This is a genomic window from Flavobacterium resistens (assembly GCF_900182645.1).
Taxonomy (GTDB): Bacteria; Bacteroidota; Bacteroidia; order Flavobacteriales; family Flavobacteriaceae; genus Flavobacterium; species Flavobacterium resistens.
This window is the reverse complement of sequence record NZ_FXTA01000006.1, coordinates 271,877-294,051: the sequence shown is the minus strand read 5'-3', so window position 1 is coordinate 294,051 and position 22,175 is coordinate 271,877. Positions and strand designations below refer to the sequence as shown.

General features: G+C 34.5%; 15 protein-coding genes. 4 read left to right on the top strand and 11 right to left on the bottom strand.

Features of this window, described 5'->3' with window-relative positions; translation table 11 throughout:
- Positions 1-3: 3 nt before the first annotated feature.
- The 3 genes from FN795_RS20150 to FN795_RS20140 form a co-directional block, all read right to left on the bottom strand.
- Entirely contained in the window at positions 4-6,852 is a 6,849-nt protein-coding gene (locus tag FN795_RS20150) for an HYR domain-containing protein (protein ID WP_167498103.1), read from the bottom strand.
- A 130-nt stretch (positions 6,853-6,982) separates the two neighbouring features.
- Entirely contained in the window at positions 6,983-7,372 is a 390-nt protein-coding gene (locus tag FN795_RS20145; RefSeq protein ID WP_142452280.1) for a helix-turn-helix transcriptional regulator, read from the bottom strand.
- A 230-nt stretch (positions 7,373-7,602) separates the two neighbouring features.
- A complete protein-coding gene (locus FN795_RS20140; RefSeq protein ID WP_142452279.1) occupies positions 7,603-8,007 on the bottom strand; it encodes a hypothetical protein in 405 nt (134 codons plus the stop codon).
- Positions 8,008-8,375: 368 nt separating this feature from the next.
- Here FN795_RS20140 and FN795_RS20135 point away from each other — a divergent pair, with 368 nt between their 5' ends.
- Genes FN795_RS20135 through FN795_RS20125 form a run of 3 tightly spaced genes read left to right on the top strand, consistent with a single transcriptional unit; the run spans position 8,376 to position 9,567 of the window.
- Complete coding sequence (locus tag FN795_RS20135; RefSeq protein WP_142452278.1) at positions 8,376-8,858, top strand: hypothetical protein; 483 nt, start codon at positions 8,376-8,378, stop codon at positions 8,856-8,858.
- A gap of 2 nt (positions 8,859-8,860) precedes the next feature.
- Complete coding sequence (locus tag FN795_RS20130; RefSeq protein WP_142452277.1) at positions 8,861-9,259, top strand: hypothetical protein; 399 nt, start codon at positions 8,861-8,863, stop codon at positions 9,257-9,259.
- Positions 9,260-9,297: 38 nt separating this feature from the next.
- Complete coding sequence (locus FN795_RS20125; RefSeq protein WP_142452276.1) at positions 9,298-9,567, top strand: PrgI family protein; 270 nt, start codon at positions 9,298-9,300, stop codon at positions 9,565-9,567.
- Positions 9,568-9,703: 136 nt separating this feature from the next.
- Here FN795_RS20125 and FN795_RS20120 read toward each other — a convergent pair whose 3' ends face one another.
- The 7 genes from FN795_RS20120 to FN795_RS20090 form a co-directional block, all read right to left on the bottom strand.
- A complete protein-coding gene (locus FN795_RS20120; protein WP_142452275.1) occupies positions 9,704-10,078 on the bottom strand; it encodes a SpoIIAA family protein in 375 nt (124 codons plus the stop codon).
- A 214-nt stretch (positions 10,079-10,292) separates the two neighbouring features.
- On the bottom strand, positions 10,293-10,781 hold the full coding sequence (locus FN795_RS20115) for a hypothetical protein (protein WP_142452326.1): 489 nt from the start codon (positions 10,779-10,781) through the stop codon (positions 10,293-10,295).
- A gap of 30 nt (positions 10,782-10,811) precedes the next feature.
- Positions 10,812-11,465 (bottom strand): OmpA family protein, encoded by a 654-nt coding sequence (locus FN795_RS20110; protein ID WP_142452274.1) that lies wholly within the window; start codon positions 11,463-11,465, stop codon positions 10,812-10,814.
- Between the two features lie 575 nt (positions 11,466-12,040).
- The gene (locus FN795_RS20105; RefSeq protein ID WP_142452273.1) at positions 12,041-13,810 is read right to left on the bottom strand and encodes a RagB/SusD family nutrient uptake outer membrane protein; all 1,770 of its coding nucleotides are present in this window, start codon (positions 13,808-13,810) and stop codon (positions 12,041-12,043) included.
- A gap of 6 nt (positions 13,811-13,816) precedes the next feature.
- Positions 13,817-17,098 (bottom strand): SusC/RagA family TonB-linked outer membrane protein, encoded by a 3,282-nt coding sequence (locus tag FN795_RS20100; RefSeq protein WP_142452272.1) that lies wholly within the window; start codon positions 17,096-17,098, stop codon positions 13,817-13,819.
- Between the two features lie 74 nt (positions 17,099-17,172).
- The gene (locus tag FN795_RS20095) at positions 17,173-18,096 is read right to left on the bottom strand and encodes a FecR family protein (protein WP_142452271.1); all 924 of its coding nucleotides are present in this window, start codon (positions 18,094-18,096) and stop codon (positions 17,173-17,175) included.
- An 83-nt stretch (positions 18,097-18,179) separates the two neighbouring features.
- Positions 18,180-18,704, bottom strand: coding sequence for an RNA polymerase sigma-70 factor (locus FN795_RS20090; protein WP_035651241.1), 525 nt, complete (start codon positions 18,702-18,704; stop codon positions 18,180-18,182).
- A gap of 266 nt (positions 18,705-18,970) precedes the next feature.
- Between FN795_RS20090 and FN795_RS20085 the strand changes: the two genes are divergently transcribed.
- On the top strand, positions 18,971-20,026 hold the full coding sequence (locus FN795_RS20085) for a phosphatidylinositol-specific phospholipase C1-like protein (protein WP_142452270.1): 1,056 nt from the start codon (positions 18,971-18,973) through the stop codon (positions 20,024-20,026).
- A 74-nt stretch (positions 20,027-20,100) separates the two neighbouring features.
- Here the strand turns inward: FN795_RS20085 and FN795_RS20080 are convergent, their stop codons facing one another.
- Positions 20,101-22,029, bottom strand: a complete 1,929-nt coding sequence (locus FN795_RS20080) for a metallophosphoesterase family protein (protein ID WP_142452269.1) — start codon at positions 22,027-22,029, stop codon at positions 20,101-20,103.
- Positions 22,030-22,175: the final 146 nt, after the last annotated feature.

Sequence of the window (22,175 nt, the reverse complement as noted above, 5' to 3'; positions counted from 1 at the left end):
GAATTAACGTTTTAAAACAAGGTAACCCTTGAGTTTTTTAAAATGATGAGGCTGATTTACACGAATTTCAAAGAAATAAGTTCCTTCGGGAAGTTCGTTGGCTCCTAGTTTTCTGCTTCGGTTGGCAATTCCGGCGAATACATTTGTGGTGTTGTTATAATTGTCCATCTGGAAAACCAAATCTCCCCAACGGCTGTAAATCAAAACTTGATTTTGTGGATATTGTGTGATATCATCAATTTCCCAGAAATCATTTATTCCATCATTATTTGGCGAAAAACCGTATTTGGTTTCGTCTTTATCGATTGGTTTTACAACGATTGTAACCTCATCAGTAGTTTCACATCCTAAAGCATTTTTAAAACTTACAGTATAAGTTGTTGTTTCTGTCGCAAAAAATGACGGATTTGCAATTTTGCTGTTGCTTAATCCTTTTGAAGGCGACCAAGAAAAAGTTCCAGATTCTAAAGCCATAGCATCGAGTTTAACCAATTCTCCTTCATTGACTTCCTGATCTTCTCCGGCATCAACTACTACCGGATTTGACTGTACTTTAAAAGAACATTTTTTAAGATTATAGCTTTTGTCTACAGCCTTTATTTCGACAATCATTCCTTCAGTAAAAGCGCTTCCAGGCGTAGGTGATTGCGTAACCTCGGGATTTGGATCGAAGTTATCTTTCACTGTTATCATTTTGGTAAAATCTGGTACCAATTTAGTATTGCACGCTACCATTTGATCAGGGAGGCAAGTGAAAACGGGTGCTTCATTATCGGCAACGACATTGATTATAAACGAACAACTTTTTGAATTTCCGCTATTATCTGCTGTTGACATTACAACGCTCATTCCGTTTGTGATAGCAGTTCCGGGAACTGGCGTTTGTGAAACAGTCAAACCTGAATCGCAATTATCTGTAACCGTAATCATTGAACGATAATCTGGAAGTGGTGTTCCAAAATTCAGGTTTTGATTTTCAATACAAGTTATTACCGGCGCTGTAACATCTGCGGAAGCGTTAATAATGAAAGTGCAATCAGCATAATTTCCAGAAACATCTGTTGCTGTCAATTTTACGGTCATTCCAGATGTAAAAACACTTCCCGCAGCGGGACTTTGCGTAATTATTGGCGAGGCATCACAATTATCATTTGCTGTAACTAAAGGTGTATAATCTGGAATTACACTACCACATGACAATTCTTGATTGCCGATACAAGTAATAACAGGCTTCGTCACATCTGCGGAAGCGTTAATTATAAAACCACAATCGGAATAATTTCCTGAAGCATCTGTTGCCGTAATTGTAATTATCATTCCCGTAGTAAAAGGACTTCCTGCAACTGGATTTTGCGTCAAAATTGGCGAAGCATCGCAATTGTCTGTAACCGAAATTAAATTTCTGTAATCTGGAATTGTGCTGTTGCAAGACAACGTTTGGTTTCCAACACAAGTTATTACAGGTTTTGTAACATCAGCGGAAGTGTTAACTATGAAACTACAATCTGAATAATTTCCTGAAGCATCTGTTGCCGTAATTGTAACTACCATTCCCGTTGTAAAAGGGCTTCCTGCTACTGGATTTTGCGTCAAAATTGGCGAAGCATCGCAATTGTCTGTAACCGAAATTAAATTTTTGTAATCCGGAATTGTGCTGTTGCAAGCCAATATCTGATTTCCAATACAAGTTATTACAGGTTTTGTAACATCCGCGGAAGCGTTAACTATAAAACTGCAATCGGAATAATTTCCTGAAGCATCTGTTGCCGTAATTGTAACAGTCATTCCCGTTGTAAAAGGACTTCCTGCAATTGGATTCTGCATCAAAATTGGCGAAGTGTCGCAATTGTCTGTAACCGAAATTAAATTTCTGTAATCTGGAATTGTGCTGTTGCAAGACAACGTTTGGTTTCCAATACAAGTTATTACAGGTTTTGTAACATCCGCGGAAGCGTTAACTATGAAACTGCAATCGGAATAATTTCCTGAAACGTCTGTTGCGGTAATGGTAACGGTCATTCCTGATGTAAAAGGACTTCCTGCTACTGGATTTTGCGTCAAAATTGGCGAAGTATCACAATTGTCTGTAACCGAAATTAAATTTCTGTAATCTGGAATTGTGCTGTTGCAAGACAACGTTTGGTTTCCAATACAAGTTATTACAGGTTTTGTAACATCCGCGGAAGCGTTAACTATGAAACTGCAATCGGAATAATTTCCTGAAACGTCTGTTGCGGTAATGGTAACGGTCATTCCTGATGTAAAAGGACTTCCTGCTACTGGATTTTGCGTCAAAATTGGCGAAGTATCACAATTGTCTGTAACCGAAATAAAATTTCTGTAATCTGGAATTGTGCTGTTGCAAGACAACGTTTGGTTTCCAATACAAGTTATTACAGGTTTTGTAACATCCGCGGAAGTGTTGATTATAAAACTGCAATCGGAATAATTTCCTGAAACGTCTGTTGCGGTAATGGTAACGGTCATTCCCGTTGTAAAAACACTTCCTGCAACTGGATTCTGCGTCAAAATTGGCGAAGTGTCGCAATTGTCTGTAACCGAAATTAAATTTCTGTAATCCGGAATTGTGCTGTTGCAAGCCAATGTCTGATTTCCAATACAAGTTATTACAGGTTTTGTAACATCCGCGGAAGCGTTAACTACAAAACTGCAATCGGAATAATTTCCTGAAACGTCTGTTGCGGTAATGGTAACGGTCATTCCTGACGTAAAAGAACTTCCCGGTGCAGGATTTTGAGTATATGTAATTGTTCCTGCACAATTATCCGCAGCAGTTACAGAACTTCTGTAATCTGGTAAAACATTTCCGCAAGCCAAAGTTTTATTTCCTGTGCATGCGATTACAGGTTTTGTAATATCTGGCGTTGCATTATGCACGATAAAATCACAATAAGATGAATTTCCGGATTCGTCTGTGTATTTTATATGGATTGGCATTCCGTCATAAAATGGCGTTCCATCAGCAGGTGTCATTTCGTAATGCACTGTTTCACTACAATTATCCGCGAGATTCATCATGGGATCAATCGCGTAATTTGGCGTTACATCACCACAATTCAGGGTTACGTTTGTTGGACAAGTGAAAGTTGGTGGTAGATTATCTGCGCCCGAAGCGGTTAATGTAATACTGCAATGACTTTCGTTTCCTGCATCATCTTTTGCAGTAAAATTAATCTGCATTCCGTCAAAAAATGTAGAGCCTGCACCTGGAAATTGCGTCACATCAATACTTGTATCTGTATCATCAGAAACAATTAACTGATTTAAATAATTTGGAACCAAAGACCCACATGCCAATTGCTGATCTCCAGGACAAGTTAAAGAAGGAGGCAAAATGTCGCTACCAGATGAAATAGTAAAAGTGCAAATCTCAAAATTAGTTTTAGCATCAGTTGCTTTTAAAGTTATGGTTTGTGTTCCTCCTGTGTAAATAGTTCCAGGAATCGGCGTTTGTTCGATTAAGGGATTTGTATCACAATTATCTGTGACCGTTATTGTAGTTTTATAATCTGGAATGGCATCTCCAATATTCAAATTTTGATTTACAGGACAATTTGTAATAACGGGCTTTTGATTATCTTCAATTTTCTTTCCATAAATAACATAAGCATAACCAGGTAGATAATTGGGCTGTATAGAATAATAATGTGAGCTAGTCCCTACTATGATATCGTCTATTCCGTCATGATTTATATCTCCTGCGAAATTCAATGCACCAGGATAAAACGAATTCATACTTATACCATCTTTTAAGGTCAAAGTATTAATATCTACAGTCCCGGTCCATGTACTTTTTCCGTAGTAAATCGTGAAACCATGTCCGAATCTGTAGAGAAAATCGTCAAAACCATCTTTATTAAAATCTCCACCTCCGCTAAAAACTTCAGAAAAACCATTGTTTAAGAATTTAGTACCATTTGTTCCATTCAAATCTTTTAAATCTATTTTTGCAGGAAAAGAGTTTTTTCCGAACAAAACATAATTTCCGGTGATCAAAATATCGCCAATTCCGTCGCCATTCATATCGCCACCTTTGTCAATTCCCATGCCTTCAAATAAAGGATCAACAGAATTTTCAATTATAAATCCGTTTGTACCATTTAAATCTGCTGTGCTTAGAGAAGCAGGAAAATTAGAAGAACGTCCAAAAACCACATACTTTCTGATAGCCGGTGAAGCATCTCCCGTTCCTATTCCGATGTCTGGAATTCCGTCACCATTCACATCACCCAAACCAGAAATTTGTCTACCTGTTGTTCCTGCCGTCGCGTCACCTTTTATAAGAAAACCATTTGCACCGTTAATTTGATTGGTACGCAATACAGCTGGAAAAGCCGAAGGTGAGCCATAAACCACGAAAACATTTCCTGCCTGCCAGCCACTTCCATTATCCACAGTTCCTAAGTCGTCGATTCCGTCTCCGTTTATATCTCCAAGTGCTGTTATATTAATTCCAACTGCTGAATATCCAGTTGTTCCAATTAATGCAAATCCGTTTGTTCCATTTAAAGAAGACAAAAAGAATTCAGCCGGAAAGCCCGATGCTTTTCCAAAAACAACATAAACATGGCCGACTTCATTTCCATAAGTAGTGTGTCGATAAGGATCGCTAATCATAAAATCACCAATTCCGTCGCCGTTAATATCTCCTGCAACACTCACGTCATAACCTGTTACCGGAAAATTAGTTTGAGGCAAATCATTTCGGATAATAAAACCATTTGTACCATTCAATAAAGCCAAATCAATATTTGGCGGAAAACCTGCGGCTGTTCCATAAACAACATATCCGGCTCCATTGAGTATTCTATATATATTTTCGTATTGACCACTTGTACTGTCATACGTTCCTGGCGCACCAATAATAAAATCGGTTATTCCATCACCATTGACATCGCCTGCTGTATTTACACTTGCTCCTGCAGAACCTGCGGCTTTTTCGCCGTAAACTGTAAAACCTATTTTTCCATCTAAATCAGTATGCCTTAGATAAGGCGTTTTACAATCAAAAACTGGAATATTGGTTTTAAGTTTTACTAAAAATGTGCATGAATTTACGTTACCTGACTCATCTTTAATTGTTATGGTAACATTTGTATCAGCCGTAAAAAGAGTTCCTTCCGGCGGATTTTGAGTAAAAACCAAATCATTAATATCAGTACAATTGTCTGAAATAATTCCTAAATTATGAACGTAATTTGGAAGTGTAGAATTAGCATACAATTCCAATCCTGTTGGGCAATATATTACTGGCGGAACAGCATCTGTACGATCTGTTTTTTCTCCATAAAAAATATAGGCTTTTCCTTTAAGTCCGTAGATTGCATTTGTTCCGTTTGCTCCAACGGCAAAATCATTTGTTCCATCGGCATTAATATCGCCAATTCCGCTTACATCAATTCCGAAATTATAAAATGAATAATAACTTTCATCGTTAAAAACCTGATATCCTTTTGCTCCGGTAATTTGATCCCCGCTCATAATGCCTGCCGCTGTTGTTCCCCCAAAAACAACGTACGCGGCACCATTATTCGCTCGTCCGCCTTTTTTGGCGGCAATTATGATATCGTTTTTCCCGTCATTATTTATATCTCTAACCGAATTTACTTTGTATCCAAAATATTCGTAAGCGTTTTTTCCCTGAAAAATTACAGCCGTACTTGCATTTAAAGTACTATTGGAAAAAATAGCAGGAAATGCTGTGCTTCTTCCAAAAAGAACTATAGCTTCACCTGCCTGCGCAGCTCCATTTATCGTTTTTCCATATCCGCTTATTAAAACGTCGTCAATACCATCTGCATTAAAATCTTTTACACCAGCAACTGAACTTCCTAGATAATTATAATCGCCGGTTCCGGTTATTGCAAAACCTTCTGTAGCACCCATTGTATCTAAACTATAAAGTGCTGCATAAGGTGTGCTTTTTCCGAACCAAACTACCGCTCGCCCATTACTTGAATAACCGCCGTCGCTAAATCCCGGAAGACCAAAAATCAAATCATCTCTTCCATCGTTATTGATATCGCCGGCGTTATGGCCAACGGCAGTTGTGCCTAAAAAAGATATATGATAACCGCCAATTATAAATCCGTCGGAACCATTTAATGTATTTGTGTTTAGATTTGTAAGTCCGGTTTTTCCAAAAACAATAACGTAATGAACATAAAACCCACCGTCAATTGTTAAAAGTACATCGCTGATTCCGTCGTGGTTCATATCGCCTGCTTTGCTTACATCAACGATTTCTGTATATGTAGCAGAATTAACTAAAAAAGCTGCACTATTTGAAGTGTTTAAATCCGTTCGGTTATAAAGAGGCAAAAATGGCGAAGAAGAACCATAAAAAACATACGCAGTTGCCTGATTGCCAATTTTGTTTCCTATAATAATGTCATCAATTCCGTCATTATTCAAATCCCCTGCATCGCTAATTACTGCTCCTAGTCGCTCATTTGCATTAACTCCTCTTATAACGAATCCATTTGTTCCGTTTAAAGTTGTAACGTCAAAAGTGCTGATTGAAAGTCCTGCTTTTCCAAAAATCACATAAATTTCTCCAACATTTGCATTTCCGCCAAAATCTACATTTGGAGCGCCAATCATTACGTCATCAATTCCATCGTTATTGATATCTCCGGCACTTTTTACACTTTTTCCTAAATCATCGGCTGCGGCTTTTCCTTCGACAGAAAAACCATTAAATCCCTGTAAAGCGGACATCGGAATTTGCGGACAACCATTTTGGCTATAAGCAGTTATTCCTGCAAAAAACGCGGTAAGAAGAATTGGAAACCTGGTTGCTTTTTTGAAAACAATTGTGATATTTTTCATTCTGCTGTTATATGTTTTACCTCTTTTCATAAAGGGCAAAACTATAATTCGAATAAATTTCTCACATCACTATAAATAATGATTTTTGCTATGCAGAATTATTAGCTTTAATTATCTTTTTATTTAAAATCTAAAGCGGACCAAATTTTTCCTTGTAGCGTTCTAACTCAGATTCTGTTTTAGCGAGAAGTTTCTCGAGAAGCATGATTTTGTCTTCATACAAAAGTTTTAATGTCGCTGAATTTTCATCGGTATTAATCAAAATACTTCCGTTGTTATTTCCTATTACTTTATTAAAACTGCTAAAGTATCTTTCACTGTCAAAACTTAAAATATCTTCTACACTTACTTCTAAAATGCGGGCAATCTCGACTAATTTCACATAAGATAAAATGGTTTTACCTTTTTCAATTTTACTATAACCTGCCTGAGTCACGCCAAGTTGTTCCGCCATATATTCCTGAGTGTAATTTTTTAATTCACGTATGCTTTTAATTTTGTTTTTAATCGAAGTGGCCATATTTTTGATTTGGGATCTGGCTTAGCAAATACAGCCCAATATTAAAATTTAATATTGCAGCTAAACCGAATTTAAAATGGGTTCTAAAGCTACTTCATTCGTAGGTTAATGAAGCAGTTTTATCGTTATTTTTTCTTTGTAGTTATAATAAACCCGTATACAACAGCAATAACGATAAGAGCTAGGTCGTACTGGGGAATTCCGGATATTTTCATTTTTAGATTGTAAAATTATGCGGTTTTCTTTGTGATGCGCTCAAACTGAATATTTACATATTCTTCAATTTGTTTGCTCATATAATTTTTGTCTTTTCCTTTAATTTTTACAATAATTTCTTTTTGATAACAATCCCGAACTAAAACATAATAATCAAATTCTGCCGAATCATGAAATCGTAAAATGATTAGAATTGTAAAAGATAAAAGTGCCGGAATTACATAATACAAGTCGGCTATTTTTGTAAAAAGCATACAATAATAGGTTGCAGCTGTAATGAGAACAAATAAACCGTTTATAAAAAAATAATTTCTCTTTTTACGAATTAAACCGAGTTCGGCTATTTCATCAAAAGCATATTGCCATTTCCTTTTACTGTAGCAAAAATGGACTTGAGTCTGGGTAAGTGTAAGGAACATAAAATTAGAAAGTAAAAAAGATTTTGGGATTTTTTTTCAGAGCTCTTACTGTAAATAAAAAGCTCAAACGCAATATTACGCAATACCTTCTTTTTTTTCTTACAATCTCTCTTATAGAATATAACTGAGAGTTATAATTCAGTACAAAAATGTAAAATATTACTTATAATCCATTTCAATTCAGTACAATAACTCATACTTTTATAAAATGCTCGTTTTTGCTTTTTTAACCATAAAAACATAAGCAACTGTTAATTATACAACTATAATTAAGATTCCTATAAGAACTTATCTCACCTAAGTTCGTAAATTTGTAAAATACCGATTCGCATCCAGAAAAAGATAACAGCAACTTAAAAAACAGCGTTATGGAAAAGTATCACAACCCCGATTATAATCAGCATGATCCTGATTTTATCGAACAAAATATCATCGTTAACGGCTCTTTTAATGAAGATGAATTCAGAGAAGATTTAAAAAATCAGGAGCATCATGAATTTGGCGAAAGCGATCCTGATTATATTGATCAAAATACACTTGTAGATAATGATAATTATGCCAGAAATGAAAATCCGTATCAGTATCAGGACGAATTTATAGACGATCTAAGACATTTATCTCCAGATTTTGAAAGTCATTCTATAAGAGCCGAAAATATTCCAAATCAGGATCGTGTCGTAAATGAAGACGATGCGATTACAAATGATGAAAGAAGGAATGATTTTGAACCTGATTCGGATTATGAAAGCAACACAGATTTCGAAAATGATCACGACTTAGACCACGATGATACCGAAGATTTAAATGATTTTGATGCAGAACATTATCCTGAAAATCATCCAAGAGCGTAAATATGGATTTGATCTCGCAAATTATATGGCTTTTTGTTTTAGCTGTTCCAATTGCTTGTATTAGCTGGACAGTAACGCACGAGGAAATTTTTAGGGAACCACGTGAATGGTGTGTCAGACATTCAAAATTCGATAAAACAATTCTGTCACGAAAAGCGTTTTATCTTTTCACTTGCGAATATTGTTTTAGTCATTATGTCACAATTGCGTTTTTAGTACTTTGTGATTATAAACTTTTGTTAAATGACTGGCGCGGCTACATTTTGGCAGGATTCTCGCTGGTTTTTATGGCAAATGTTTATATGAGTTTTTTTGCTCTGCTTCGACAGGCTATTAAAAAAGAAAAAGCCGAAATTGAAAAGATTGAAAATGATACAGACAATGAAAAATTGTCTAATTGAATATAAAACTTAGTTGAATTAAATAAATAATTATAATTATGGAAAATTTGAAATTTATAGATCCTTTATTACACGGAATAACGCCAAATCCGGCTTCTAAATTATCAGTAAAAAACTTGGTGGGTGCTGGAATCGGAGCACTTTTAGTTGGTGCAATTTTAAAGAAAACAGGGCATAATAAATCGGCAGCAGTTGTTGGAAGTTTAGCATTGCCTCTTTTAACTACAGCTTGCTACAAACAAATCTCAAAATCATACAAAGCAAAAAAAGAACTTACAGAAAGCAGCGGAATTGAATACAATCATTAAGATTTAGTTTCAGGTTTCAGGTTTCAGGTTTCCTGACGAAAAAAAGGCGCAAATTTTAATGAATTTGCGCCTTTTTTTTGATTTATTTCTGCTGAGCAACTTGAAACCTGAAACCTGAAACTTGAAAAACAATTTTCTATGAAAGATTTATATTTCCTTCAACCCAATTTAAGGCTTTATTGAAATTTTCTTTCTTAAATCCATGGAATTCGCCTGGAACCACAAAACTAAATCCATTTGTGAAAGAAATAATGTCTTCTGAATCTGAAATTATAGCGGCTCTGTTCCATTTTCCAAGATGTTTTAAGCCAAGCAAAGCATCCTGAAGCCATGCTCCAACAGTGAAATTTTCAATATCGGTATCCAGAACCAACAAAAAATTAATTTCGTTTGTCTGTTTAACCAAATGCTCAACTGCAGGAACAACCGTGCTTAAAAAGTCTTCTTTTGTTACTTCTGCCAAAGCTCTAAAAGCAACAACATTATCTGTGGTATCAATTTGATGTATCATAATTGTAATATTTTTGAATGTTATTTAATTTCGAGATTACTATGATTAAAATGTGAAAAACATATATAAAACTCCAATCAAAAATAACTCCTGAATACCTTTTAAAAATTATATCATCTCTCGGTATTCTTATAAAATAACGATGTCCTTTTGTCATATCAAAAGGACAGCAAATAAGAAAGCGATAATACGGTTTGGCATTATCGCTTTTTCATTATGTTTTATTGATTTTTGTTTTATCTATTTCATCAATAAAAGGAATTGAATTTTGAATTTCCCCTCTTATTGTAACTTGTAGATATTGTTCAAGTTGTACAAATTTTGCAGCATTTCGTCCGCCAACGGCTTTTTTGACCTTGCCATAAGTTTTGGTCAGCAATTTATCGTAGTCGGTGACGTTTTTTAAACTTGCTTCGGTTAGCGTTGCTGCTTTTACATCATCAAGATTTGCATAATTATTTCCGTAATCATTTATGATCTGGACTTTTTGTTGTCCGAGTGCTTTTCGTGAAACTTCATACTCATCATAAATTTTTTGAAATGCTGAAGCTTGTGGTTCAGACAAATTCATATATTGTCTAACCAAATCTGCTTTAGACTTTCCATAAATGGATTGAATTACTTCAACATCTTCTTTCAAAGTAGATTGCGCAAAAGAATGTGCTGAAACAAGTATGAGGACTAATAAAATTATTTTTTTCATCATTTAAATTTTTAAGGCTTAGTATTCGTTTTATTTTTTATTCAGATTAAAACTTACAACTGCTCCTAAACCAAATTGAAATGTTGATGCATAATCAGTAACCGCCACTGGCCCCCAATAGTAATCCCAATAATAATCATATCCAACAGCTGCCGACATAGATTGTAAATAAGCATTAAGACTAATAGATACTGGTGAGTCTGTTTTTATTTTTACACCACCTTTAATTTCCCATGCAAAATAAGTTCCGCTACCACTTTTTGGTGATTCAAGAATTGAAATACCTGCACCGGCTCCCAGAAACGGAACCGCTTTTTGAGAACTTGACCCAAAATAATAGGTATAATCTGCTAAGATATAATTAATAGCACCTTTATCATCTCCGGCATTAACTTGACCTCCAGCAGGAATTCCATAACCTGGTATAGGAACTTTTGTATATAAAGGCATTTTTGTATCAAGTCTGTTATATTTTAATTCAATAGAAGCATTATCCATTATAAAATATTCAAAACCTGCACCATACTCAAAACCATCTTCCACTTTTGCGTATGAAGAATCAAAATCTACTTTGTCCGAAAAGGTATAACCTCCGTACAAATTAAGCAAGAATGCGCCTTGACCTTGTGCCGACATAGTCAGCGAAAACAAAAAAACAACGATTAATAAATGATACTTTTTCATAATTTGATTTTTTTAATGGGTTTGTTACTCTGCTTTTTTTATTACTTTTTAATAAAATAAGAAGAATTGTAAGCTTCTTTACTGTAAGAATATCCACTTATTTTACCAACAGCATTCAGCTGTTATTTGATTTAGCCCAAAATTATCCAATTGAGAAAGGTCATCCGCAAATTGATGGCTCATATTGGTTTCAAATTATAATATGAAACCAAAAAGTTATTTAAAACAAAACAATCATAATACAAAAATAGACATTCATCTATTTGATTTACATATAATTACCAATACTAATTGCGATAGCAACAACATCATTATCGCACAAATGAAAGAAGCTGTAAGCAGCAGAAATGTATGGGATTTAACCGCAAAGTTCGCAAGGTTTTTTTTGCTTGGATTGTGTTTACAAACGTAAAAAAACGCAAAGCTTTGCGAACTTTGCGGTTAAAATCAGCTCAAGACAAGTCGCATTCCAACTTGAAACCTCAAACTTAAAACATTAAAAAATAGAAGCCTGTCTTTTTCAAGACAGGCTTTTCTAATAAAAAATAAATAAAAAATAAACTAACTAACACAACTTAGTTATAACCTTGATTCTGTGTAAATTGTTTCGTTACGTCAATAGTTGATTGCGGAATTGGAAACACTCTTCTAAATGGCAGTGAAGCCGATTTAGCAGTTCCTGGCAAATCAAATTTTCCAAAACGAATCATTTGTGGTCTTCTGTATAATTCCCAATACAATTCGAAACCTATTTCATTATATAATTGCGTAGCATCAAGTGATGTAAGTGCTTTTCCTGGTACACTTCCAAACAAAGCTTCTCTCTTTCTGCTTGTACGTAATTTGTTTAAATCATCCATTGCTAATCCTACACTTCCTTTTCTGAAGTAAGCTTCAGCTCTCATTGTATAAATTCCACCTAAACGGAATAATGGAATATCAACATTACTATTACCATTTCCTCCTTCAGGATCAAATTCGTATTTAAATACACGTGCTCCTTGATTGATTTCATTTTGAGCGAAAACAGCCTGAGCAGGATTTTTGAAAGTTAATGAAGGTGTAAAATCCATTCTAGTCGTTGTACTTTTTTCCATAAACAATGGAGAAACTTTAATTCTTCCGTTGATCATTTCTAAAGAACCTGAAGACAATAAGATTGGTCCATATTGTGGTCCATACTCAATTCCTCTATTAAAGTGGAACCAAGGTAAATTAGCACTTTTCGGAACGATATCTGTTGCAGGAACACTTACATCTGTTCCATCATTTTTGAACCAAGTTCCATCTGAATATTGGTATTTTTGCTGAAATCTTGGATCATCATGATTTCCGTCCCATGTTGCGAAGAATTCTGGAGTTGTACAAGCCGCATTTGTTCCTCTGTTTGCTGCAGAAGTTCTTTGATTACGTTCCATACATACATACGCAAAACTGTTTGAACCGTTACGGATGTAATCTATCTTTTGAGAAATTGCAAAAATAAGCTCTTTTCCTTTGTCATTATCACGCGCAAAGTTTTTGAAATAATCGCTTTCTAAAGAATATTTCCCAGAATTAATCAATAATGAAGTATAGTAAATTACACGATCCATATCTGTTCCACCGCCTGAAACTGCTGCTTCACTAAAATTAAAGTTTGAATTTGCATTGAAACGATCTTTAAATACAGCGCGGTTCAAATACATTGTTGCTAAAAATCCATAAGCAGCTTCTTTAGTAAAACGTCCGTGGTGCGTTTGCTGTTCTCCCATACTTGCCAAATCCGGAATTAAAGCCTCAACATCTGTAATTAATTTATCGATTTGAGTATCTGCTTTTAAAATTTCCAAAGGCGCATTTGGGTTCATTGGATCTCTATACGGTGCTTGTCCAAACACATCTAAAGTCGTGTATAAATAAAAGTCTAAAAGTCCTTTAGCTTCGGCCAAAAACAATTTTTTCTCCGGAATTGAACTTTCTTGAACAGACTGAATTGCTGTTAACGAACGTGTAATTCCGTTAGTCAATTTATTCCAGTTATCACCCACAACAGCATTATCAGATTTCCATGTAAATTCATGCATATCTCTCCATTTTCCGCCGTCTCCCCAGTCACTTCCTCTCGTTGGTAAAATAGCTTCATCAGTTGTGTATTCCTGCAAAGAAAACATACATCCGTGATCTACGAAAGTTCCGTCTCCTAATCGGTCATATGCTGCCGCAAGTGCTCCGGCAGGATTTGATGCATTGTCTCCCAAAACCTCGTCTAAAACAACTTCATCAAGATCTGTACAGCTAGCAAATAGCGATATAAACGAGAACAATGCGATTAATTTTATACTAAAAAATGTATTTGTCTTCATAATAAATTATAGTTTTAAAGTTGCTCCAAAACTGAACGTTCTAGAAGTTGGGTAAGCAGCATAATCAATACCAATTGACTGGTTTCCTCCGTTTGATTTTGGACTGTTGATTAATGGATCAAAACCTGTATAATTTGTAATTGTAACTAAGTTTTGCCCTGTAATATAAAGTGTTAAACCATTAATCCAGTTGATTCCTTTTAAATCAAAATTGTAACCAACACGTGCTGTATTCAATCGGATAAAATCTGATTTTTCTAAGAAAAGTGTCGATAAAATAGGTGAATTTGTAGCGTTTGCTCCAGATTCATAATATCCAGTTGCCACGTTTCTATCAGAAGCCAAGTTGTTAATGTTCAAGGCATTTAATCCTGTATTATTCAATAAATAACCTCCTGTTTGTCCAATGATTGAGAAAGAGAACGTGAAGTTTTTATATCTCATATCACTGTTAAATCCGTAGTAGAAAGTTGGCAAAGCTCCTTCGATAATAATTCTGTCGCTGTTGTCGATTTTACCATCTCCATTTTGATCTTTAAAAATATTAGCTCCATTTGCATCAAAACCAATGTGTTCCAATAAGTAGAAAGATCCTGCTGCATAACCACTTTTGTAAATATTCGCATTAACTCCAGATTGTCCAGGTCCTGAAATAGTTCCTGTCAAAATTTCTGAAACTGGCAAATCTTGAATTTTATTATTCAAAGTCGCACCGTTCATATCGATGTTCCAAGAAAAATCTTTTTTGTCAATCAATTTAGAACCTAACATAAATTCAAAACCTTTATTGATGATTTTTCCGTCGATATTTGTCCAGATTGTCGTTGTTGGACTTAAAGCTTGTGATGGAACATTTAAGATTGCATCTGTAGTAGTTTTGTTGAAATAATCCAAAGTTCCGTACAATTTGTCATTCCAGAAACTGAAATCTAAACCTAAATTGTATTGCGTTACAACCTCCCATTTCAAATCAGGATTTGGTGTTCTGTTTACAGAAACTCCGTTTACCAAATTCAAATCACTATATAAATAATATCCGTCAGCTCCTGAAAGTGAATAACTTGCTTGAGTAATTTTATTTTCAACTTCTTGATTTCCTGTTTCTCCCCAGCTTGCTCTTAATTTTAAGTTGCTTACTGCTGTTACATCTTCTAAGAATTTTTCTTTAGAGATATTCCATCCTAAAGCTGCTGAAGGGAAATAACCGTATTTATTGTTTTTTCCAAAACGAGTCGAGCCGTCAGCTCTCATCGAAGCTGTCAAAAGATATTTATTGTTGAAAGTATAATTTACTCTTCCAAAATAAGACTGAAGTTCATTTTCCTGCGCATATCCAGAAACTCCAGATTGTGTTCCTGCAAAACCAGGATTAATTGCTGGCGGTACACCAACTCCTTGATTTGAAATTCCGTCAACACTGAAAGCCGTTCCAGATCTTTCGAATTTTTGGTATGAAAATCCGCCTAAAGCTTCAATTTTATGTTTATCCAAATTCAAATTGTAAGTCAAATAATGCTCGATCAAAGAATTTCTTGAATCTAAATTATTCTGAACATATTTTCCTTTTGGATTCAAATCCGTCAAGTTTGGAAAAATAGTAGTATTTCTTTCTGATGCAGAACGGTCAAAACCAATGTTTAATTTGTATTCTAATCCGTCAACGATTCGTAACGACGCTTCTAAATTTCCTAAAACTCTCAACGTACGCGTTACATCATCATAAATGCTCAATAAATAAGCTGGATTATAATGCGCATTCATATTAAAGTTTGTATACTTCCCATTAGCATCAAAAACAGATCTTGTTGGGTTTGCCATTAAAGTATGAACGATCAACTGTCCGTTTGAACCTCCGTCATCACTTGTAGGAACTCCGTTATCTTTAGTTTCACTTGCCGTAAGATTCATTTTTACTTTCAGACGTTTGTTATCCAAAAACGATTCCGCAGCATTAATTCTTCCCGACATACGTTTGAAATTACTCTTATTGATAATTCCTTCCTGATTCATTTGCGCAATCGAAGCATAGTAATTCCCTGATTCTGTTTGTTTTGAAAAAGCCAATGAATTATTTGTTGTAATAGCTGTTCTAAAAATCACATCTTGCCAATCTGTATTTCCTCCGTGATCAAAAGCTGGGTCTTTAATTGCTTTTCTATATTCGTCAGCGCTTAAAACATCTAATTTGTGAGCTACATTCGAAACTCCTGTATAGGAATCAAAAGTCAACGTTCCTTCTCCTTTTGAACCTTTTTTAGTTGTAACCAAAACAACTCCGTTTGATCCTCTTGCACCATAAATCGCCGCTGCCGAAGCATCTTTCAAAACTGTAATCGATTCAATATCACTTGTATTCAAAAAGTTTAATGGATTTTTAGCTGATGAATTTCCGAAACCAACATTACTTCCAGACGGACTCACATCATCATTTGACAAAGGCACACCATCAACAACGAACAAAGGCGTACTTCCGCTTCTGATAGATCCAACACCTCTAATTGTTACGTTTACACCTGCTCCTGGTTCTCCGCTTGTATTCACTACACGAACTCCGGCAATTTTTCCTTGCATCAAATTATCTACAGAAATGTTTACACCTTGCTTAAAACTTGCTGCTTCAAGCTGGGTAACCGCACCCGTTACATCTTTTTTAGATTGTTTTCCGTAACCTACAACTAAAACTTCGCTCAATTCAGAAGTATTTGGTTCTAACTGAATTGTCATAAAAGTTTTTTGTACAGTAACAACTTTAGTTTTATAACCTAAATATGAAACTTCGATAGTTTTTCCGTCGCCAACCGTGATTTCAAATTCACCATCAAAATTAGAAACAGCACTGTTTGATGAACTTGTTTCCATAATCGTTGCACCAGGAATTGGCACATTGTTTTCATCAACTACTTTTCCTTTTACTTTAACTCTGTCTACCGCTTTTGTAGTTGCAGGTTTTGGCGCAGCAGTTTTCTGAATCAAAACTAGTTTTCCGTTAATGTTGTAATTGAAGTTTGCTTTTTTTGAAAGATCATTCAAAATTGCCGAAACAGTTTCGCCAGCAAAATTCACTGTATAAGTTGTATTGTCAGCAATTACAGCTTGTCCGTAGCTGAATTTATAATCTGTTTGTTGGCTCAATTTTGAAAATATAGAAACAAGAGTTGCTTTTTCTATTTTATTTTCTAAATTTGATTTTTTTACTAAAGTTTTACTATAACCTGTCTGTAAGGTCAGTAAAGCCAGAACTAAAAAGAAAAGACTCTTTAGATTTAAATAAGAAGTTTTAAAATACATGATTTAAGTTATTGGTTTTTTTACGATACTTAATTTATTCAAAGGCAGTTGTTCTCAGCAACTGCTTTTTTGTTTTAATCCACTTTTACTATTTCGCCATAAACTTTGAATTTTAGGTTTGTGATATAATTTATTTGCTCTAAAACATTCTCTAATGTTGCGTCTTTTTTTATGAATACCGTTAACGGCGTTGCTAATACACGTTCATTATCGTACTGAAATGAAACTCCGTATTTATATTGTAAAATCGTAATGACTTGTTTAAGTGTGGTTTGATTTAGTGTTACATCGGTTGTGTACCAATTCACTAAAAATGATTTGTCTGCCAATTGTTTCGTCAGTTTGTTTGATTCGAATAAAGCCTCGTCATTCGGAACCAAATCAACGCTCTGCCCTTTCGAACTCACATTTACTTTTCCAGTTACTACAATTACTTCACATTTTGATTTTGATAATTGAATGTGAAATGATGTACCAACCACTCTGGTTTTAATTTCTCTCGAAGTAATTATAAAAGGATGTTTTTTGTCTTTAGCGATTTCAAAAAATGCATTTCCTTTTAAAAGAGAAACTTTTCTTTCATCTCCTTCAAATTTTTCAGGATATTGAAATAATGAGTTTGCTGCCAGATAAATTTTCGAGCCGTCACTTAGTTGGATAGATTTGGGAATCGATGACGTTTTAAACGATAATTGCCTTTCGACAGCAATTTTTGGTTTAAGCCAAAAGCCTAAACCGGCAAGAAAAAGAATACTGGCAGCTGCTATATATTTTAAATAAGGATTAAAGGTTCTCTTTTTTCCTATTCGATACTGAATATTATTGTAGATATCCTGAGAAACTTCATCAGAATTTCCCATCGAAACTTCATCCCATTTCGATTTTTGATATTGATTAAAGGCAAAATCATTAAGCAGATTTTCTTCTGCAATTGAAGTTTTATTTCTTGAACTTTTATCGATAAGATATTCTAAACTATGCTTGATTCTTTTTATCATAATACTTATTGTTACCTATAAGTACCAGAATCTTGAAATCGTACTATCCGCAAATATTATGAAAACATCAACAGAAAGTTATCTTAAAAGTTTTTATGAAAAATGATTAAAGGCGCCATCCAGGCCAAGTCTTTCAAGCCTTCGCGCAATTGTTTTAATGCCGATGAAATTTGGTTTTTCACCGTTTGTTTGGAAATTCCAAGTTCATCTGCAATCTGATCGATTGACATATCCTGAAATTTATACATTAATAAAACTTCTTTTCTTTTCTCCGGAAGCTGATCTAATAAAGAATAAAGCAAATCCATTATTTCGGGATCAATCGAAGCAAAATTGTCAATTATATAATCTTCAAACTGATCTTCCAAAATTGTCTTGTCAAACCTATTATTTTGATAATGTTTGAAAACCTGATTTTTGACAGCGCGAAATAAATAAGGTTCAATCGCATTAATATTCAAATCGTCTTTTCGTTCCCACAAATCAATAAAAACATCTTGCACGATATTCTGTGCCAAGTCTTTATCCTGAGTCATCGTATACGAAAAAGCATTGAGCTTTTTCCAGTATTGCGTATACGTTTTTTCAAAAATTTCAGGATTCTTCATAATGGATTTTGGTAGTATTTGGTGATGTAAAATAATGAAATACGACATCAATAGTTTTTGTCTGAAAGTTATCTTTAAATTAAATTTTGAATTGATTTGTTTTATTAATACTACTATTTTTAGGCAAAAATGATATTTGGTTTGCTATTTCTTTTACTTTAGCTAACACAAAAACAAAATACCAAGTTTATTTTAGTAATCTCTAAAAAAAGCAATTCTCTGTTGCTGCGTCCTCTTAATTCCACAATCCTAATTTCATCAAAAACATGAAACAAATTTTGTTTACAGTATTATTTGCTGGAGCTTTTCAATTGAGTCACGCACAAAGCGACAATTTAAAAATCAACCAAATACAAGTTATAGGTTCGCACAACAGTTACCGCCATGCCATTGAAACTGATTTATACAACACCATTCAGGCAAAAGATACTTCGCGTTCGCTAAAAGGACTTCAGTACACACACATTAGTCTTACAGATCAATTAAATAAAGGTTTACGCAATTTAGAAATTGATGTTCAGGGCGATCCTCAAGGCGGAAAATTTGTACACCCAAAAGGTCTTGATATTGCAAAATCACAAGAAGCTTACGATCCAAATGGAGAAATGAAAAAACCGGGTTTTAAAGTTTTTCACATGATTGATATCGATTTTAGAACTTCATGTTACACGCTTCAAAGCTGTCTTGCAGAACTAAAAAAATGGTCGAATGCAAATCCTGACCATGTTCCGGTTTTTATCACTTTAGAACCAAAAGACGACGATAGTTACTTGGGCACAAAAGCAGAAAAATTTACACCTGAACTTTTTGATGCTTTAGACAAAGAACTTCGTAAAGGTTTAGGAAATAAAATTATCACGCCCGATATGGTTCGCGGAAAATACAAAACACTTGAAGAAGCCGTTTTGAACAACAACTGGCCAACTCTAAAAAATGCAAAAGGAAAATTTATATTTCTTTTAGATAATAACGGCGCAAAAAGAGATTTGTACGCATTGAATCATCCGTCCCTTAAGGGACGCGCCGTTTTTATTAATGCTGAACCAGGAAAACCAGAAGCAGCCTGGATGTTTAGAAATAATTCTGAGGATACATCAATTACTGATTTGGTCAAAAAAGGCTATATCATAAGAACCAGAGCTGATTCTGATACGAAAGAAGCACGAAAAAATGATTATTCACATTTTGAAGTGGCAAAAAAATCAGGAGCTCAAGTCATCTCGACAGATTATTATTTGCCAAGTACTTTCTTCAATTCTCCTTATCAAATTAAATATGATGATGGAACTTATGTGAGAACGAATCCTGTAAATGGAAAATAGTTTCAAGTTTTATTTGTTCCAGGTTTCAGGTTCCTGTTGGGACTTGAAACCTGAAACTTGAAACAAACTAAACCTTAAGGTTCTTTGCGGTTAATTTCACCACTTTTCAAATCAACCGTAAAATGATCTGCAGGAACTTCACGCATAAATTTATTGAAAATAATCAGGAACAATTTTATTTGCTTTTGAAGAGATGTATCGTTTGAAGCGTCTTTATTTTCTAAAAACAAATTCGACAACACTTTATATTGTTTTGCTCTTTCCAAGCCAACATCGGCTAAAGCCAATTCATCGGCGCTTCTAAAACGGTAAAAATCAATTAAAAGATCATTTCCTGTCCAATTAAAATCTTCTTTTTTAAGATTATTTTGAGCTAAAATTTGTTCCGATTTTGCTTCTGCTTCATTCCATTCTTTCTGAAATTGAGATTTGTTTTTCAGAATAAAATCAAAATCCTGAACCGATTTTATATTCGCCAAAACCAATAAATCCTGAGCCGAAACATTCAGAATAAAATCTTTAAACGCAGAAGGCCAATCGTCCTTAAGAAAACGAAGACGAACTAATTCCTTCAAATGAAAATCGGTAAACTCGTGATAATTTTTAGTTTCTAAAATAGCTTTATTCCAAATATCCTTGGTATTCTGACTTTTTAAAAACTGATATTCCATTTTATACAAATCAAAAAGTTCATCAAACCTCGGAACATTATCAATCGTGATAGTCTGAATATCGACCAGATTATCCTTTTGAATAGTCAATAATTTATAAGCCGGAATATAAGCCGCAAGTGAAGGCGTTTGGATATTTACCAAAGTATTGCCTTTTGCCGTCGTACGCAATCCCGTGTCGTTGATATGCATATGGCCGCCGAAATGGATTTTCAAACCAGCATCGGCAAAAACCTGCGCTACTTCTTCAACAGGAACTCGGTTTAATTGCCATTTATTCGGACCTAATAATTCTTTAATTTCCGTAGAAGCGTCATCATTAAAATCAATCATCGGAAAATGACTGAAAGCAATCAAAGTTTTACCTCGAAGTTTGGCTTCCGCCGAAATATCCTGAACCCACTTTATAAGATGTTTTTTGTTTGAAAGCACATTATTATAACCTGTACTTGCTTCCGAATAATTTTTAGGATCTTTTGGATCACCATCGGTTTTCTTCGGAATATAAACATTTCCGTCAATTGCCATTAACCAAAGTCCGTCGATTGGTTCAACGACATAGCTTACATCTGGAACTTCAAATCCAGACGCAACATTATACACTCTATTAGTAAGTTTTGAAGCTTCTTCAGCTTTTTTGAAATCATAATTCTGGGAAGTATAATTTGCGAAAGGAGTCGACCAGAATTTATATTTTTTATTAGGATAAAATCCGAAATTTTTTAGATCATCTGTTATGCCTAAATAACCCATTTTAGCAATATCGGCTGTTATGACAACTGGCTGTTCGATATTCATGTTTGGCTTATACATGCCGTCTTTGCTAAAAATGGGTTGGCTTTTTCCTTCTTTTCCTAAAAAATCTTCTTTACCCGATTCCTGAGCAAATGGTCCAACCGGATCATGATTTCCAGTGGTTATAAAAAACTCAATACCATATTTTTTCTGATATTGATCTAAAATCTTCTCTAATCCACGCACGTGTATTGGCTGTCCGTCATCGGTGTAATCACCTGGAAGTGCAACATATTTTATTTTTCTTTTTGCAATATCTTCAAGAGCGGCGATGAAGGCAAAATAATTTTCGTTGAAAATTCTCGTCGAATGCAACTGCGAGGCCATCGTTCTTATTAACGTGTATTTTTTTGTTTTGGTATTCAAAACTCCTTTAAAATCATTATCTGAAAATGTCCCAAACAAATCCTGAAGGTGAACGTCGGATAAAAATGCGACCTGTACACCGTCTAAATTCTTTTGATTTTGGGCTGAAATTGTATGATTGAAGAATAATATAAAGAGTATAATTATTGGGGAAGTAAATTTTAAATTCATAGGATTTAAGCTTTTGGGAAATAGAGAATTTATTAAAAGTCTTTAAACTTTTAATATGCAGCAATTTTATCAATTTAATGATGAAATGAGTTTATCCTATTGTTATGGAATGATAATGTTTTTATTGAGGTTTTTTTTAAACGTGA

Excerpts from the sequence above, each read along its gene's own strand:
- FN795_RS20150 (WP_167498103.1), bottom strand. The coding sequence starts at position 6,852 with ATGAAAAATATCACAATTGTTTTCAAAAAAGCAACCAGGTTTCCAATT.
- FN795_RS20145 (WP_142452280.1), bottom strand. The coding sequence starts at position 7,372 with ATGGCCACTTCGATTAAAAACAAAATTAAAAGCATACGTGAATTAAAA.
- FN795_RS20140 (WP_142452279.1), bottom strand. The coding sequence starts at position 8,007 with ATGTTCCTTACACTTACCCAGACTCAAGTCCATTTTTGCTACAGTAAA.
- FN795_RS20135 (WP_142452278.1), top strand. The coding sequence starts at position 8,376 with ATGGAAAAGTATCACAACCCCGATTATAATCAGCATGATCCTGATTTT.
- FN795_RS20130 (WP_142452277.1), top strand. The coding sequence starts at position 8,861 with ATGGATTTGATCTCGCAAATTATATGGCTTTTTGTTTTAGCTGTTCCA.
- FN795_RS20125 (WP_142452276.1), top strand. The coding sequence starts at position 9,298 with ATGGAAAATTTGAAATTTATAGATCCTTTATTACACGGAATAACGCCA.
- FN795_RS20120 (WP_142452275.1), bottom strand. The coding sequence starts at position 10,078 with ATGATACATCAAATTGATACCACAGATAATGTTGTTGCTTTTAGAGCT.
- FN795_RS20115 (WP_142452326.1), bottom strand. The coding sequence starts at position 10,781 with ATGAAAAAAATAATTTTATTAGTCCTCATACTTGTTTCAGCACATTCT.
- FN795_RS20110 (WP_142452274.1), bottom strand. The coding sequence starts at position 11,465 with ATGAAAAAGTATCATTTATTAATCGTTGTTTTTTTGTTTTCGCTGACT.
- FN795_RS20105 (WP_142452273.1), bottom strand. The coding sequence starts at position 13,810 with ATGAAGACAAATACATTTTTTAGTATAAAATTAATCGCATTGTTCTCG.
- FN795_RS20100 (WP_142452272.1), bottom strand. The coding sequence starts at position 17,098 with ATGTATTTTAAAACTTCTTATTTAAATCTAAAGAGTCTTTTCTTTTTA.
- FN795_RS20095 (WP_142452271.1), bottom strand. The coding sequence starts at position 18,096 with ATGATAAAAAGAATCAAGCATAGTTTAGAATATCTTATCGATAAAAGT.
- FN795_RS20090 (WP_035651241.1), bottom strand. The coding sequence starts at position 18,704 with ATGAAGAATCCTGAAATTTTTGAAAAAACGTATACGCAATACTGGAAA.
- FN795_RS20085 (WP_142452270.1), top strand. The coding sequence starts at position 18,971 with ATGAAACAAATTTTGTTTACAGTATTATTTGCTGGAGCTTTTCAATTG.
- FN795_RS20080 (WP_142452269.1), bottom strand. The coding sequence starts at position 22,029 with ATGAATTTAAAATTTACTTCCCCAATAATTATACTCTTTATATTATTC.